The following is a 15,622-nucleotide window of genomic DNA, read 5'->3' as shown; positions in this document are numbered from 1 at the left end:
CTGGGCGGTGGCTCAGGCCTCGCGCATCGGCGACCCGGCGCCGGCGGGGCGCGCCTGCGCCTGGATGGCCGTCATGGCGACGGTGGAGACGATGTCGTCGACGAGGGCGCCACGCGACAGGTCGTTCACCGGGCAGTTCAGACCCTGCAGGGTGGGGCCGACGGCAACGGCACCGGAGGTGCGCTGGACGGCCTTGTAGGTGTTGTTGCCGGTGTTGAGGTCCGGGAAGATGAAGACCGTGGCCTGCCCCGCGACGGGCGAGCCGGGCATCTTCTTCTGACCGACGGTCGCGTCGATGGCGGCGTCGAACTGGATCGGACCCTCGACGACGAGGTCCGGGCGGGCCTCCTTGACCAGCCGGGTGGCCTCGCGCACCTTGTCCACGTCGGGGCCGGAGCCGGACTCGCCGGTGGAGTAGGACAGCATGGCGATCTTCGGCTCGATGCCGAATCCCTTCGCCGTCTCCGCGGAGCTGATGGCGATGTCGGCCAGCTGCTCGGCGTTCGGATTCGGGTTCACGGCGCAGTCGCCGAAGACCAGGACGCGGTCCGGCATGCACATCAGGAAGGAGCTGGAGACCACCTTGATGCCGGGCTTGGTCTTGATGAACTCCAGGCTCGGGCGGATGGTGTTGGCGGTGGTGTTGACCGCGCCGGAGACCATGCCGTCGGCCATGCCGAAGTGCACCATCATCGTGCCGAAGTAGGACGGGTCGGCCATCTTGTCCTTGGCCTGCTCGAAGGTGACACCCTTCTTCGCGCGCAGCTTGGCGTACTCCGTGGCGAACCTGTTGAGCAGTTCGTCGTCCTTCGGGTCGACGATCTTGGCCTTGGACAGGTCGATCTTGAGCTTGCGGGCCCGCTGGTTGATCTCCAGCGAGTCACCCAGCAGCACGATGTTGGCCACCGCACGCTCCAGGATGGTGGCCGCGGACTCGAGGATGCGGTCGTCCTGGGACTCCGGCAGCACGATGGTGCGCACGTCGCTACGGGCCTGCGACATGATCTGGTTCTCGAACATCAGCGGCGTGCGCAGGTTCGGGACGTGGCGGCCCAGCGAGTCGAGCAGCTGCGCGCTGTTGATGTTGTCCGCGAACAGCTTGCGGCTGATCTCCATCTTGCGGGGCGAGCTGGTGCGGCGGCCTTCGAGGCGCGAGAAGGCCTGCGCGGTCTCGTAGGTGGTCTCCTGCACGGTCCAGATGGGCAGGCGCGCGTCGACGCTCTTCATCAGGGTGCGCATGCTGGCGGGGATCTCGTAGCCGCCGGTCAGCACCAGGCCGGCCAGGTTCGGGAAGGACGGCGAGCGGTGCGCCATGATGACACCCGGCAGCAGGTCCATCCGGTCGGCGGGGATCAGGACGGTGCGGTCCTCCTGCATCCGGTTCAGGAAGTTGGGCAGCGTCATGCCGGCCACCAGGACGCCCAGTGACTCCTTGTTCATCTCCCGCTCGCTGCCCATCCACAGCTCGCCCTTGAGGGCGTTGAACTGCATCTCGACGGTGGGGGCGGCCAGCAGGTCGGTCTCCGGCAGCACGCCGGTGACCAGGTCCGAGCGGATCCCTGCCAGCGCAATGCGGGCCTCGTCGGCCAATTCGGGGGCGATGCGGGTGGCGATCACGCCGAAGATGGTGTTGTGGCCGGCCTCGAACTCGCCCAGGCCGACCTCGGCGGAGCGACGGACCTCGTCGACGCTGCGGTTCTTGCCGCGCACGGCCAGCAGGACGGGGGCGTTGAGGTTGGCGGCCACGCGGGAGTTGAAGTTCATCTCGATCGGCGCGGAGACGTCGGCGTAGTCGGAGCCGACGATGACCAGCGCGTCGTACTTCTTGCGCAGCGACTCGTAGCGGTTGACGATCGTCGTCATCGCCTCGTCGGGGTCTGCCGCCAGCTCGGCGTAGCTGATGCCGATGGCGTCGTCGTAGGACTGGGGGACCGCCTCCTGGGCGATCAGGGTGCGGGTCACGATGTCGTCCTCGGAGGACTTCACCAGCGGCCGGAAGACTCCGACCGACTTGACGTTACGGGCGAGGGCTTCGACAAGGCCGAGAGCGATCGTGCTCTTGCCGACACCACCCTCGGAGGATGCGATGTATACGGCTGTGGTCACGTTCCCGAGACTACCCCCAGCGCTTCAGGCGGGGAACCTCGCCCGGGGGCGTCGGCCCATTGCGGTGGCCGAGCTTGCCGAGGCCCGCTGGATCCGGTGGCCGAGCTTGCCGAGGCCCGCTGGATCGGGTGGCCGAGCTTGTCAAGGCCGGTGCCTCAGTGGAGCGCGGAGCTTGCGGCCGGCGCGGTGGACGCCTTGGAGGCGCGGTCGACGAAGTGGCCCGCCACCAGGCCGTCGAGCAGGCCCAGGCCGCCGCCGACCCAGCCCATCCAGGTGTGGTCCTTCCACAGCAGGACGCCACCGATGGCCACCAGCAGCGCGACGAGGTAGACGCCCCAGAAGGGACGGGCGAAGTGGTTGAACTCACCGACGACGCGCTGGTTGGAGCTGACGAACTTGCCCAGCGCGGCGATGCAGGCGGCGATGATCAGCAGACCAACGGGGATGGCGACCTCCCAGCTCATCACGGCCAGCAGGAAGCCCAGCACCAGCGCGGCAGCTCCCAGCAGGACGAAGTACAAGGAGTACTGGCGCCCGGCGCGACGGGACATGGCGAGAAGTCCCGTGGTGTCGGCGATCTGCCCGGTGCTGTCGGTGGTCTGCGACGGGGCGGACGGGTCCTGCTGCTGGCTCATGTGCCCCAGTCTGCCGAACTCTGGCCGTGACGGCAGCAAGACGCGCGTGTCGGTGGGGCGGGTTAGAGTCGGGGCCATGATCTGCTTGGGTGCCCACGTTGACCAGACCGACCCCATCGCCGAGGCGAGCGCCATGGGCGCAACCGCCGTCCAGTTCTTCCTGGGGGACCCGCAGGGGTGGAAGGGGCCGCGGGTCGACTACGCCGGCGGCACCGAGAAGCTGAAGGCCGACGCCGAGGCCGCGGGCATCGAGCTGTGGGTGCACGCGCCCTATGTCATCAACCTGGCCAGCACCAACAACCGGATCCGCATCCCGTCGCGCAAGTCCTTGCAGCAGCAGGTCACCGCGGCAGCCGAGATCGGCGCCAAGGGCGTCATCGTGCACGGTGGTCACGTCGGCAAGGACGATGACGCGGCGGTCGGCTTCGACAACTGGCGCAAGGCCGTCGACGGGCTGGACATGGCCTGCCCCATCCTGATCGAGAACACCGCCGGTGGTGCCAATGCCATGGCCCGCCACCTGGAGCGGATCGACCAGCTGTGGAGCACCATCGCGTCGGCCTCCGACGCCGACAAGGTCGGCTTCTGCCTGGACACCTGCCACGCCCACGCCGGCGGCGAGGAACTCGTCGGGCTCGTCGAACGCATCAAGGGCATCACCGGCCGGATCGACCTGGTGCACTGCAACGACTCCCGCGACGCCTTCGACTCCGGCGCCGACCGGCACGCCAACCTCGGGCAGGGGCAGGTGGACCCCGAAGGACTCGTCGAGGTGGTGCGGCTGGCCGGGGCGTCGGTGGTGCTGGAGACCCCAGGTGATGCGCAGGTCCATTCCCTGGAACTCGACTACCTCAAGGAGCAGCTCGCCTGATGGCCGCCGTCCAGAAGACGATCGTCTTCACCTCCAACAACCTCGCCCCGATCCGCCGCACCTCCCCGGCGGCAGTGATCGACGAGTCCACCTTCCACCTGGCGCGGATGATCGCCGACTCCGCCGAGCGCTTCGCGGACCGTCCCGCAACCCGCGTCGAGGGGCCGGACGGGCAGTGGACCACCACCAGCTACGCCGGCTTCCACCGCCAGATCCTCGCCTTCGCCCGAGCCCTCGTCGCCCGCGGCATCCAGCCCGGTGACCGGATCGCCATCTTCGCCAACAACCACCCCGAATGGTCCATCGCAGACCTCGGCGCCCTGAGCGCCGGTGCCGTCGTAGTGCCCGTCTTCGCCGCCTCCACCGCCGAACAGGTGCGCCACATCCTGGTCGACTCCGGTTCGCGGATGGTGGTCGTCGCCGGGCAGCGGGAGGCCGAGATCGTCGCCGAGGCGATGACCCCCTCGACAAGCCAGGGGAACCGGGATGGTGGCTCGGTGGCGGAGCCTGTCGAGGTCGTCACCTTCGACGGCCTGTGGCGGATGCTCGAGGAGGACAACCGGGACCAGGCCGACGAGGTGGCCCGACGGATCGAGGCGGGCCGCTCGGAGGACGTCGCCACCATCGTCTACACGTCGGGCACCACCGGCGTCAGCAAGGGCGTGATGCTCGCCCATGGCGGCTTCGGCAACCAGATGGTGGCCATCGACGCATGCTGGGACTTCCAGCCCACGGACCACTCCGTCTGCTTCCTGCCCTTGGCGCACTCGCTGGAGCGGCTGTGGACCTTCCACCTTTTCCACTGCGGCTGCATGAACACCTACAGCCCCAACCCGAAGAAGATCGGCGAGCTGCTGCCCAAGGCGCGCCCGACGCTGCTGGTCAGTGTCCCGATGCTCTTCGAGAAGGTGATGACCGGTGCCAAGGAACAGGCCTCCTCGCCAGTGGCGCGGGGCGTCATGGACTGGGCGCTGCGGGTCGGCGGGCAGTGTCAGCGCGCCCACCGCAAGGGCAAGGAACCGGCCGCCTACTGGCGGGCGCAGCTGCCGCTGGCCGACAAGCTGGTGCTGTCCAAGATCCGGCACGCCGTCGGCGGCAACAAGACGCTGATGGTCAGCGGCGGTGCGCCCCTGCGTCGCGAGGTGGAGGAGTTCTTCTCGGCCGCGGGAATCCTGCTGGGTCAGGGATACGGGCTGACCGAGTCCGGCCCGATGATGACCATCTACCGCAATGACCACTACAAGCTGGGCACGGTCGGCTTCGTGATCAAGGGAAGTCAGATCCGCATCGCCGACGGCGGGGAGATCCTGGTCCGCGGTGGCTCGGTGATGAAGGGCTACTGGAAGAACCCGGAGGCCACGGCCGAAGCGATCCGCGACGGATGGCTGCACACCGGAGACGTCGGCCACGTCGACCCCGACGGTTTTGTCAGCATCACCGACCGGCTCAAGGACATCATCGTCACCGCCAATGGCAAGAATGTGGCGCCCCAGGCGGTGGAGGCGGCTCTGATGGCAGACCCCGTCTTCGAGCAGGCGATCGTCGTCGGCGACGCCCGCCCCTGTCTGGTGGCCGTCTTGCAGCCCAGCCGTGACGGCTGGACGACACTGGCCACGGAACTGGGCCTGTCCGACGATCCCACCGCCCTGGCCGTCGACCCCGCGGTGCGAGAGGCCCTGACCCGACGTGCCGCGGACCTCACCAGCGGCTTGGCGCACCACGAGCAGGTGCGCGGTGTCGTCGTTGCCCATGACCGGATCACCATGGCCAATGGCATGGTGACCGCGACGATGAAGCTTCGTCGCCGCACCATCGAGAGGGCCTTCGCCGGCCAGATTGACCAGCTGTACAAGGACTTGCACGGGAGACGCCGCGGCTGATCCCTGTTTCGGTACTGACCGTGGCGCCCCCCGCCATGGTCTTTGTTGCCGCCGGGTGCAAGAATTGCGCTGCCTACGGAGGCGTAGGTTCTGTCGCTTTTTGAAAGGTCTGGCATGGAGCACCTCGCGCACATGTTCCGTTCGGTGGTGGCCGAGCACGGCTCGCGTCCCGCGTCGCGGATCAGGCAGGGCGAGCAATGGGTGGTGCAGACCTACGCCGAACTGGACCAGAAGATCCGGCGCACCGCGCGCGCCCTCGTCGCTTCCGGCGTCGAGCCCGGTGACCGGGTCTCGATCTTCGCGCACAACTGCCCCGAGTGGACCCAGGTCGATTTCGCCTGTATGACCATCGGCGCCATCCCCACCCCGATCTATGCCACCTCGACCCCGGAGCAGATCAAGCACATCATCAATGACTCCGGCGCGCGGCTGATCTTCGCCAGCGGCGAGTCCGAGGCGTCCCGCTGCCTCGACGTCCTCGACGAAATGCCGAGCGTGCTGCAGGTGGTCAGCTTCGACGAGAGCCAGCTCGACGGCACCAGCACGCTGTCCGCCTTCGACGCGACCGGCGATGGCCCGGCGCGCAGGCAGGAGCTGGAGGCCGAGGTGGAGCGCAGGATGGCCGAGGTCGTCGGCCCCGACGACCTGTGCGCGATCATCTACACCTCCGGCACCACCGGAGCGCCCAAGGGCGTGATGCTGCGGCACCGCAACCTCATCGCGCAGAACCACGCGCTCAGCCTGTACCTGCCGGTCACCCCGGAGGACCACAGCCTGTGCTTCCTGCCGCTCTCCCACGCGCTGGAGCGCGGCTTCAGCATGTTCACCATCAGCCGCGGCTGCATGAACACCTATGTTCCCGACGCGAAGCAGGTGGCCGACCTGCTGGTGCTTGCCAAGCCGACGATGCTGGCCAGCGTCCCGAAGCTCTTCGAGACGGTCTATGCCACCGCGCACGCCAAGGTGGCCAACGACCCCTCCCGCAAGAAGATCTTCGAGTGGGCCATGCGGGTGGGCGGCCAGTGCCAGCGCGCCTACCGCAAGGGCAAGGAGCCGAACCTGTACTGGCGTGCCCAGCTGCCGCTGGCGGACAAACTGGTGCTGTCGAGCATCCGCGAGGCGATGGGTGGCAACAAGAAGTTCATGGCCTGTGGCGGTGCCCCCTTCCGCGTTGAGGTGGCCGAGTTCTTCTCCGCCGCCGGCCTGCTGGTGATCGAGGGCTTCGGCATGACCGAGGCGTCGCCGCTGATCAGCTTCAACCGCCCCGACAACTTCAAGTTCGGCACCTGCGGGCCGGTGATGGAGGGCGGCGAGCTCAAGATCGGCGCCGAGAGCGAGATCCTCTTCCGTGGCCCCACTGTCATGAAGGGCTACTGGAACAATCCGGAGGCCACCGCGGCGGCCATCGACGAGGACGGCTGGCTGCACACTGGCGACGGCGGCTACGTCGACAATGACGGCTACCTGGTGATCAACGACCGCCTCAAGGACATCATCGTCACGCTGAACGGCAAGAACATCGCGCCACAGCCCATCGAGGGCCTGCTGCTGGCCGATCCGCTGTTCGAGCATGCGGTACTGCTGGGCGACAACCGTCCCTGCCTCACCCTGCTGGTGAAGCCGTCGCTGCCGCACCTGGCCGAGATCGCCGAGAAGCGGGGCATCAGCTACACCAGCCCCACCGAGCTGCTCGAGAACTCGGAAGTGGCCGAGGAGGTGCGCCAGCGCGTCGCCGTCCTGACGGAGAAGCTGCCCAGCCACGAGCAGATCCGAGACCTGCGCGTGCTCTTCGAGGACTTCACGATGGACAACGGGCTGCTGACGCCCACCCTGAAGGTGAAGCGACGCGAGGTGGAGAAGCGCTTCGGTGAGGTGATCGACGACATGTACGCCAAGATCGCGGAGCGACGAAGGGGCAGCGGTCACGGTCAGTGACCGCCAGATTTCCCTCACGACCACCCAGGAGTCCAGCACCATGGCACCCCGCCCGAGCTACCAGCTGCAGGCCACCGACCACCTCGCGCGCCAGTTCCGCGCCACCGTGGAGCGTGGTGGACGGCGCGTCGCCACGCGGGTGAAGGTGGACGGGGTCTGGCAGGAGCAGAGCTTCGCGGAGCTCGACCGTCAGGTACGGCGGGTGGCCGCGGCACTCGTCGCGGCTGGTGTGGCCCGCGGTGACCGCGTCGCCATCCTGGGCAACAACTGGCCGCAGTGGACCTGCATCGACCTGGCCTGTTGCACCATCGGTGCCGTCTCCGTGCCGATCTATCCCAGCTCCACCACAGACCAGGTGCGCCACATCCTTCGGGACTCGGGAAGCCGCATCATCTTCGTCGAGAACCAGAAGCTCGCGGCGCGTGCCCGCGAGGCGGCCGCCGACGAGGACCTGCTGGACACGGTGGTCGGCTTCTCCGCTGCCGAGGGTCTGCTCGGCTTGGAAGACTTCGTCGACACCGCCACAGCAAGCGCCGACCGCGACGCCCTCGACGCGCAGGTGGAGCAGCGCCTGGCTGCGGCGAGCCCCGACGACCTGCTCACACTGGTGTACACCTCCGGCACGACCGGCGCCCCCAAGGGCGTGATGCTGCAGCACAAGGCCTTCACCGCTCAGACCGTCGGCATCACCGACGGTTTCCACCCCGCCCCTGACGACCACAGCCTGTGTTTCCTGCCGCTCTCGCACGCCTTCGAGCGGGGCTGGACCTTCTTCGTACTGGCCCACGGTTGCGCGACCAGCTATGTGCCCAATCCCAAGACGGTCGCGGAGATGTTGGTGGAGGTGCGCCCCACCATGATGATGAGCGTCCCGAAGCTGTACGAGAAGGTGATCTCGACCGCGCGCGAGAAGGTGGCCGGGGACCCGACGCGCGAGCGCATCCTGGACTGGGCACTGCGGGTGGGTGGCCAGTGCCAGCGCGCCTACCGCAAGGGCAGGACACCGGCGCTGTACTGGCGGGCGCAGCTGCCGCTGGCGGACAAGCTGGTGCTGTCCAGCATCCGCGAGGCGATGGGCGGCAACAAGTCCTACCTGGGCTGCGGCGGGGCACCGCTGCGCCGAGAGGTGGAGGAGTTCTTCTCCGCCGTCGGGCTGCTGATGATCCAGGGCTACGGCATGACGGAGGCGGCGCCGCTGATGGCCTACAACCCGCCGCGTGCCTTCAAGTTCGGCACCTGCGGGCCCGTGACTCCCGGCGGCGAGCTCGCCATCGGTGAGGGTGGCGAGATCCTCTACCGCGGCCCCAACCTCATGACGGGCTACTGGAAGGATCCTGAGGCGACGGCCGCCGCGATTGACGAGAACGGCTGGCTGCACACCGGCGACGCCGGCTACCTGGACCTCGACGGTTACCTTGTCATCACCGATCGTCTGAAGGACATCATCGTCACGGCCAATGGCAAGAACATCGCGCCGCAGCCGATCGAGGCGATGCTGCTGGCCGACCCGCTCTTCGAACATGCAGTGGTGCTGGGCGACAACCGTCCCTGCCTGACCCTGCTGGTGAAGCCTTCGCTGCCGCATCTCGCGGAGGTCGCCGAGAAGCGGGGCATCAGCCACACCAGCCCCGCCGAGCTGCTGGAGAACTCCGAGCTGGTCGACGAGGTGCGTCAGCGGGTGGCGACCCTGACCGAGGCGCTGCCCCACCACGAGCAGGTGCGCGAGCTGCGGCTGCTGCTGGAGGACTTCACCTTGGAGAACGGCCTGCTCACGCCCACCCTGAAAGTCAAGCGCCGCGAGGTGGAGAAGCGCTTCGGTGAGGTGATCGACGACATGTACACCAAGATCGCCGAGCGTCGTCGCGGGGGATCCGCCGACAAGTAGCTCACCGTCGGCCGAGCTTGTCGACGCTCGGCGGGTGTCAGTAGCCCAGGTGCTCCAAGACCTTGGTCGAGAGCTTGGCCTGGTCCTGCGGGAAGGGCCGCACAGGGTTGAGCCAGCGCAATTCCTCGAGTTCTGCGGCGACGCCGTCGATGGGCACCGACGGGTGACTGAAGACCACGGACTCGACCACGTGGTCGGGCTCGTTGGCCGCCGGTGCGCTGAAGGTGCCGATCAGTTCCAACCGGTCCTCTTCGAGCGTGACGCCCAGTTCCTCGTCGAGCTCCCTGATGGCCGTCTGGGCAGGACTCTCGCCGTGCTCGGGCTTGCCTCCCGGGAACATGAACATGCTGGTGCCGCGCTTGCGGACGGTCAGGAAGTGGCCGCGCTCGTCGCGTAGGACGACGGCGCTGACCCGGATCACGGGCTGGGAATCTGGCACGGACCGACGCTATCCGATGTGGTGCGGATCGCGGGCCCCACCCGGAGCTGCACCGTCTGGTCCGAGGGGCGTGTGGTGACGCACGAGCAAGGATAAAATTCACGCAGATTTTGGGGAAAACATAGATTGCAATGTGAATTTGTGGTCTGCTGGGATCATGCGGCCTCTGCATGCCGCTCCGGTTCACCGTCGATCCTGGAGAAACCCATGAGCACCACAGATCCCCTCGTCATCTCGCTCGACTCGTCGACCACGGCCACCAAGGCGATCGTCGTCGACCAGACGGGCAAGGTCCTCAGTCAGGGCAAGCGTGAGATCACGCTGCACTCGCCCGAGAGTGCCTGGTTCGAGCACGATCCATTGGACTGGTGGAAGTCCACCAATGAAGCGATCCACGAGGCGGTCTTTAAGCTCACCCCGGCGCAGCGTGGGCGCATCGTCGCAATGGCGATGACCCACCAGCGCGAGAGCTTTGCCCCCTTCGACGAGCAGGGCCGCCCACTGCGTCGCGGCATCCTCTGGCTCGACGGGCGGGCCTCGGACCAGATCCTGAAGTACGGCACCGACGCCATTCATGAGCTGTCCGGCAAGCCCGCCGACATCACGCCGGCCCTCTACAAGCTGATCTGGCTCAAGGAGCGGGAACCCGACGCCCTGCGCACCGCACACAAGTTGACCGATGTGCACGGCTACCTGGTCTGGAATCTGACGGGGCTGTGGACCAGTTCCGTGGCCTGTGCGGATTCGCTGGGCCTGTTCGACATTGCCAAGCAGGACTATGACGCCGGGCTGCTGGAACTGGCCGGCGTACAGCGCTCGCAGATGGCGGACCTGGTCAAGCCCGGCGAGTACATCGGTCAGGTGATTCCCGAGGTCCGCGAGGGCTGGGGCCTGCTGCAGAACATCGCCGTCGTCGGCGGCATGGGAGACGGACAGGCCGCTGGGCTGGGAGCGGCCGCCGTCGAACCAGACATCGCCTACCTGAACCTGGGCACCGCCGTGAACTCGGGCGTGCTCAGTGAGACCTACCAGTTCGGCAAGGCCTACCGCACTCTGGCTGGCGGTGTTCCCGACACCTACGTGCTTGAGATCCTGCAGAGTTCCGGCTCCTATCTTGCGACGTGGTTCCGACAGGCCCTCGGCAACCCCGCGCTGGGAGGCCGTCCGGACCCGGAGCTGGAGGCCGCGGCCGCCCAGGTCAGCGCAGGCTGTGGTGGCCTGTTCACCCTTCCGTACTGGCAGGCCGTGCAGAGCCCATGGTGGGACCCGATCGCACGCGGCGCCCAGGTGGGGTGGCGGGGCTCGCACGACCGTGCCGCCATGTACCGCTCCATCTTGGAGGCGATCGGCATCGAGATGGCGCGCAACCTGTCCTGGATGACCGAGGCCACCGGCGTCCCGATCCGGACGATCCGCGCCATGGGCGGTGGCACCCGCAGCCCGCTTTGGCGCCAGATCATGACCGATACCATCGGTATTCCCATCACCGCATGCGCCGAGGAGGAGATCGCAGCACTGGGTGCGGCGACCGCTGCCATGGCACATACTGGCGTCTTCGGTGACACCTCCATCCGCACCGCGGCCAAGCAGATGGCCAAGTTCGGCGACACCACGGAACCCGACGAGAAGCTGCACGCCCGCTACCAGGAGGTGGCCGTCATCCAGGGGAAGCTCTATGAGGCGCTGCATCCCGTCGTGGAAGAGATCCACCAGTTCGCCACCAAGTACCCGAACAAGGCGGAAATGACCGTCGAGGAGGCATGACATGAGCGTGATCACCATTCTGGGAGCCGGAGCCATGGGCTCTGCCCTGTGCACCCCCGTTGTGGATGCTGGGTGGGAGGTGCGGCTGTGGGGCACGTGGCTCGACGACCACCTGCTCGATGCCGTCGAGGCCGGACAGCCGCACCCGCGCACCAAGGTTCCGCTGGCCGAAGGGGTCAAGCTCTACCGTTCCGCCCAACTCGACGAGGCTCTCGAGGGCGCCGACGTCGTTGTGATGGCCATCGCCTCCGTCGGGGTTCCCGGGGTTCTGGAACTGGCCCTCGACGGCATCGCGAAGGCCGACGCAATGTGGTTGACCAGCAAGGGCTTCTGCCCCGATGAGGATGGCCGCATCCAGCTGCTGCCCGACGCCATGCGGGCCATTGCCGCAGCCAAGGGCGTTGAGTTGCCGCCGATCGTCGCCATCGCCGGGCCGGTGAAGGCCAACGAGTGTGCGGGGCGGGAACCCACCGCCACCATCTTCGGATGCAAGGAACTGGAGGTCGCGCAGAAGTACGCCCGCGAGGCGCGCACGGACCGGTACGCCATCGAGGCGAGCGACGACGAGGTGGGCGTGGAGATCTGTGCCCCGATGAAGAATGTCTACGCCATCGCGCTGGGCGTGGCAGATGGATTGGAGGAGAAGACCGGGGTGCCGCACCACAACCTCAAGGCTGCGACCTTCGCCCGGGCTGTGCGTGAGATGTCGCTCCTTGGGCAGGCGCTGGGTGCGCGTCCGGAGACAGCTTTCGGGCTTCCCGGTGTCGGGGACCTCGAGGTGACCGGATTGAGCGGCCGCAACAAGGTCTATGGCGTGCGGCTCGGGCGCGGGGAGCAGGCGCAGGAGGCGTTGGACGAGATGACGCGCCTGGAGCAGACCGTCGAAGGCGTTCCCGCCGTGGGACTGGCCGTGCAGCTCGTGGAGCAGTCTGCGCCCGAACTGGTGGAGGAGATGCGCCTGCTGAAGGCTGTCGCCCAGCTGGTGGCCGGGGACGTTGAGGACCCGCAGGAACATCTCATTCCCGCTGTGCTGCCTGCTCGGCCCTGAGCGCACATGGCTTGGTCTGTCGGTACCCAGCTTGGGTTGTATCCCAAGCTGGGTACTCCAAGATCAAGCTACGTCAGATGCAGGGCGGGCTGCCGACCTCAGTAGCCACCCAGGATCGGGGAGGCCCTGACCGCTTCCATGATCTCTCGGACCCGCTTCTCGAAGTCGGCGGCGTCCCGGGCCGAGGAGTATCCCCAGGTCTGGTCGGCACCCGCGCTTGGGTCACGGCGATCATGTGAAGGGCGTAGTTCATCTGGCGATTTCCTCCCCGGTTGAGTCTCACCTTGCCGGCTGAGGGATGTCGCGGAGCGAGCAGGGGTCTCCGTGCGCACTGCGTCCAATGTGGTCAACGACTTCCCGCACGTGCGGCCGTCCACCCGGGCGCGAGTGCAGAGCGCGATCGACGAACTCGGCTACCGCCCCAACCTCAGCGCCCGGCAACTGAAGTACGGGCGTAGCGGATTCCTGACGCTGGCCATTCCCCAGATCGACTCCCCCTACTTCGGGGAACTCGCCCAGAAGTTCACCGAGGCGGCCGCCGAGCACGGCTTCATCGCCCTGATGGACGTCACGCGCGGTGCCCTCGAACAGGAGAAGCAGGTGATGTCCGGGGTGCAGAGCCACATGGTCGACGGGGTGGTCTTCTCCCCACTGTCCGTGAAGGCTGCCGACTTCGGCTCCCGGCGGGACACGACACCGATGGTCCTGCTCGGGGAGCGGGCGGTTCCCTCCGGCTACGACCACGTCGCCATTGACTCCGTCGCCGCCTCGCGTGCCATGGTGCAGCACCTGCTGGATCTCGGGCGACGGCGCATCGCCGTGATCGGCTATGAAGCCTTCGACGGCACAGCCAGTGTTCGTGCCCAGGGTCACCGGGACGCCTTGGCCGAAGCCGGAATTGCCGTGGACACGGACCTCGTCGTCGGGGTCCCCGCCTACACGCGCGCCGCCGGCCGCGAGGCAATGGAGGGCCTGCTGGCCCTGCCGGAACCACCGGATGCCGTCTTCTGCTTCAACGACCTGATGGCCATCGGGGCCCTGAGTGCCTGTCGCGCCCGTGGAATCCGGGTGCCGGAGGACGTGGCCGTGGCCGGTTCCGACGACATCGCCGAGGCGGCCTTTGCGGACCCGCCGCTGACCACGATCCAGCCGGACCTCGATGCCCTCACGCATGAGAGCCTGCGACTACTTCTGGGGCGTATCAACGGCACCCTGTCGGAAGGGGCCATTGAGGCCCACGTCCCATGGCGACTCGTCCTGCGGGAGAGCACCGTCGGGAGGGGTTAGGCGTCACGCCTGCGGATCGCCCAAACCCATGGCGACGTCCTCGGCATCCTCCTCGGCCTGCTCCTCCAGCTCGAGTGCCTCGATCTTGTCCTCGTCGTCCATCCGGTCGGCCGGGGCGAAGACGACGTCGGTGGCCTTGGACAGGTGTGAGGTGACGCCCGGCATGCGGGTGGTCCAGGCCAGCTTGTTGACCAGGGCGATGAGTTGTTCGCCCGTGAAGTGCAGCGAGTCGGCCGACGCGTCCTCGGTGGTGTGGGCATCTTCCACCAGAGTCACGTCATAGCCCCGGTAGAGCCCTCCGAACAGCGTTCCACGCACGCAGAGGTCACTCTGGGCACCGGTCAGCCAGATGTGGCCTGCACCGGCGGCCGCAAGGATGTCGTCGAGCTCGGTCTCGGCGAAGGAGTCGCCGTAGCGCTTCTCGATGATCGTCTCGCCGGCCTCCGGGGTCAGCTCCGGGACGATCTGCCAGCCCTCGCTGCCGGTCTCCAACCCCGCGCTCTGGTGGCGCACCCACACGACTGGAGTCCCGGCGATGCGCGCCCGGCCCACCAGGTCATCAATGGTGGAGATGATGCGCTGCGGCTGCCACAGGCCGGACATGACGTCGTTCTGGACGTCGACGACGAGCAGCGCGTCCCCGCTGCGTCCGGGAAACAGGCTCATGGTGTGCTCCTGAGGATGGCCGGTGATGGATCAACCCTAGCCAGAAGAACCTGCGGTGACAGCAGAAAGCGGCGGCCCACTCGTGGTGGGCCGCCGCTTGGGACGCGCAGGTGCTGCGGGTGTGGATCAGGCCGGGCGCACGGCGCCGGAGACCGGCATGGTACTCATCGAGACCTTCGACACCGGCTGGCCGGGGCGCGAGGAGTGGATGACCTGGCCGTCGCCCACGTACAGGCCGACGTGGCTGCCGCCGTAGAAGACGACGATGTCGCCGGGCTGCAGATTGGAGGTCGAGACACTCTGCAGGCCGCTCCACTGCGCGTAGCTGGTGCGCGGGATGCTGACGCCGGCAGCCTGCCAGGCGGCCTGGGTCAGGCCGGAGCAGTCGTAGCCGGCAGCGCTGGTGCCGCCGTAGACGTAGGGGGTGCCGATGGCGCCGTAGGCGAAGTCGACGGCGGCCTGGGCACCGGCCGAGCTGGCGGCCTGGCGGGTGTTGCTGACCGACGAGGTCACGGCGCTGCGGGCGGTGCGCTCGGTGCTGGTCGAGGTGCTCGACGAGCCGGAGACGCCGCCGAGGGCGCTCAGGGTGCGGGCGGTGGCGCGGCCGGTGACGGTGATGCCCTCGGAGGCCTGGAAGTCGCGCAGGGCCTGCTGGGTCATCGTGCCGAAGTAGCCGGTCTGCGGAACGTAGTGACCGGCGCGGGTCAGCTTGGCCTGAAGGCTGCGCACGGCCTCGCTGCGCGCGCCGAAGGTCAGTCCGGAAGTCTTGGAGCTGGAGCTGTTGGAGCTCGACGCGGACAGCGTGCGAGACGTGGTCTGGCTGCTGGCTGGGGCGGGCTCGGGGTTCTGTATGGGAGCCTGGGCGTGCGCGGTCGGGCTGCCCACCAGCGAGACGGAGCCAATCGCCAGCGTGGCGAGGCTGGTGCTGAGGGTGGTGCGGAGCTTCGACATGGATTGTCCTTTGCTGCCCGGATCCCGGGAGGGGTCCTGGCCGTTGGGGATTGCGGTACGTGCTGTCGCGTGGGGCGACGGTCTTCGAAGATACGTTCCTGAGAAACGTTAATAAAACTCGATCAGGGCCCGATGGGCATCGGTGACCCGCGCAT

At 67.7% G+C, this 15,622-nt stretch carries 12 protein-coding genes; 7 read left to right on the top strand and 5 right to left on the bottom strand.

The window, feature by feature from the left end; genetic code table 11:
* Window positions 1-12: 12 nt before the first annotated feature.
* Complete coding sequence (gene pta, locus EDD41_RS09195) at window positions 13-2,106, bottom strand: phosphate acetyltransferase (RefSeq protein WP_123575679.1); 2,094 nt, start codon at window positions 2,104-2,106, stop codon at window positions 13-15.
* A 155-nt stretch (window positions 2,107-2,261) separates the two neighbouring features.
* Entirely contained in the window at window positions 2,262-2,741 is a 480-nt protein-coding gene (locus tag EDD41_RS09190) for a hypothetical protein (RefSeq protein WP_123575678.1), read from the bottom strand.
* Between the two features lie 76 nt (window positions 2,742-2,817).
* Between EDD41_RS09190 and EDD41_RS09185 the strand changes: the two genes are divergently transcribed.
* From EDD41_RS09185 to EDD41_RS09170, 4 genes are all read left to right on the top strand, one after another.
* A complete protein-coding gene (locus tag EDD41_RS09185) occupies window positions 2,818-3,612 on the top strand; it encodes a deoxyribonuclease IV (protein WP_094765624.1) in 795 nt (264 codons plus the stop codon).
* Window positions 3,612-5,492, top strand: coding sequence for an AMP-dependent synthetase/ligase (locus EDD41_RS09180; protein ID WP_123575677.1), 1,881 nt, complete (start codon window positions 3,612-3,614; stop codon window positions 5,490-5,492). The genes EDD41_RS09185 and EDD41_RS09180 overlap by 1 nt, the downstream gene beginning before the upstream one ends.
* 114 nt (window positions 5,493-5,606) lie before the next feature.
* Window positions 5,607-7,427: an AMP-dependent synthetase/ligase gene (locus EDD41_RS09175; protein ID WP_123575676.1), complete on the top strand. Its 1,821-nt coding sequence runs from the start codon at window positions 5,607-5,609 to the stop codon at window positions 7,425-7,427.
* A 40-nt stretch (window positions 7,428-7,467) separates the two neighbouring features.
* Window positions 7,468-9,312, top strand: coding sequence for an AMP-dependent synthetase/ligase (locus EDD41_RS09170; RefSeq protein WP_123575675.1), 1,845 nt, complete (start codon window positions 7,468-7,470; stop codon window positions 9,310-9,312).
* A gap of 37 nt (window positions 9,313-9,349) precedes the next feature.
* Here the strand turns inward: EDD41_RS09170 and EDD41_RS09165 are convergent, their stop codons facing one another.
* Window positions 9,350-9,751, bottom strand: coding sequence for an NUDIX hydrolase (locus EDD41_RS09165; protein ID WP_123575674.1), 402 nt, complete (start codon window positions 9,749-9,751; stop codon window positions 9,350-9,352).
* A gap of 207 nt (window positions 9,752-9,958) precedes the next feature.
* Between EDD41_RS09165 and EDD41_RS09160 the strand changes: the two genes are divergently transcribed.
* The 3 genes from EDD41_RS09160 to EDD41_RS09145 all read left to right on the top strand — a co-directional run bounded on the left by EDD41_RS09160 (window position 9,959) and on the right by EDD41_RS09145 (window position 13,850).
* Complete coding sequence (locus EDD41_RS09160; protein ID WP_123575673.1) at window positions 9,959-11,515, top strand: xylulokinase; 1,557 nt, start codon at window positions 9,959-9,961, stop codon at window positions 11,513-11,515.
* Window position 11,516: 1 nt separating this feature from the next.
* A complete protein-coding gene (locus EDD41_RS09155; protein WP_123575672.1) occupies window positions 11,517-12,563 on the top strand; it encodes an NAD(P)H-dependent glycerol-3-phosphate dehydrogenase in 1,047 nt (348 codons plus the stop codon).
* Between the two features lie 291 nt (window positions 12,564-12,854).
* Complete coding sequence (locus EDD41_RS09145; protein WP_123575670.1) at window positions 12,855-13,850, top strand: LacI family DNA-binding transcriptional regulator; 996 nt, start codon at window positions 12,855-12,857, stop codon at window positions 13,848-13,850.
* A 3-nt stretch (window positions 13,851-13,853) separates the two neighbouring features.
* On the opposite strand, the gene EDD41_RS09140 is transcribed toward EDD41_RS09145, so the two are convergent.
* Both EDD41_RS09140 and EDD41_RS17180 read right to left on the bottom strand, forming a co-directional pair.
* Window positions 13,854-14,516: a cysteine hydrolase family protein gene (locus EDD41_RS09140; protein ID WP_123575669.1), complete on the bottom strand. Its 663-nt coding sequence runs from the start codon at window positions 14,514-14,516 to the stop codon at window positions 13,854-13,856.
* 126 nt (window positions 14,517-14,642) lie between these two features.
* Window positions 14,643-15,467: a C40 family peptidase gene (locus tag EDD41_RS17180; RefSeq protein WP_123575668.1), complete on the bottom strand. Its 825-nt coding sequence runs from the start codon at window positions 15,465-15,467 to the stop codon at window positions 14,643-14,645.
* Window positions 15,468-15,622 lie beyond the last annotated feature (155 nt).

The sequence above is a fragment of the Luteococcus japonicus genome, from assembly GCF_003752415.1.
GTDB lineage: Bacteria > Actinomycetota > Actinomycetes > Propionibacteriales > Propionibacteriaceae > Luteococcus > Luteococcus japonicus.
Note: the sequence above shows the minus strand (reverse complement) of the source record. Positions and strands in the feature narration are given on the sequence as shown.

Bases quoted from the DNA above. Each gene is read 5' to 3' on its own strand.
- EDD41_RS09190 (WP_123575678.1), bottom strand. From the start codon at position 2,741: ATGAGCCAGCAGCAGGACCCGTCCGCCCCGTCGCAGACCACCGACAGC.
- EDD41_RS09185 (WP_094765624.1), top strand. From the start codon at position 2,818: ATGATCTGCTTGGGTGCCCACGTTGACCAGACCGACCCCATCGCCGAG.
- EDD41_RS09180 (WP_123575677.1), top strand. From the start codon at position 3,612: ATGGCCGCCGTCCAGAAGACGATCGTCTTCACCTCCAACAACCTCGCC.
- EDD41_RS09175 (WP_123575676.1), top strand. From the start codon at position 5,607: ATGGAGCACCTCGCGCACATGTTCCGTTCGGTGGTGGCCGAGCACGGC.
- EDD41_RS09170 (WP_123575675.1), top strand. From the start codon at position 7,468: ATGGCACCCCGCCCGAGCTACCAGCTGCAGGCCACCGACCACCTCGCG.
- EDD41_RS09160 (WP_123575673.1), top strand. From the start codon at position 9,959: ATGAGCACCACAGATCCCCTCGTCATCTCGCTCGACTCGTCGACCACG.
- EDD41_RS09155 (WP_123575672.1), top strand. From the start codon at position 11,517: ATGAGCGTGATCACCATTCTGGGAGCCGGAGCCATGGGCTCTGCCCTG.
- EDD41_RS09140 (WP_123575669.1), bottom strand. From the start codon at position 14,516: ATGAGCCTGTTTCCCGGACGCAGCGGGGACGCGCTGCTCGTCGTCGAC.
- EDD41_RS17180 (WP_123575668.1), bottom strand. From the start codon at position 15,467: ATGTCGAAGCTCCGCACCACCCTCAGCACCAGCCTCGCCACGCTGGCG.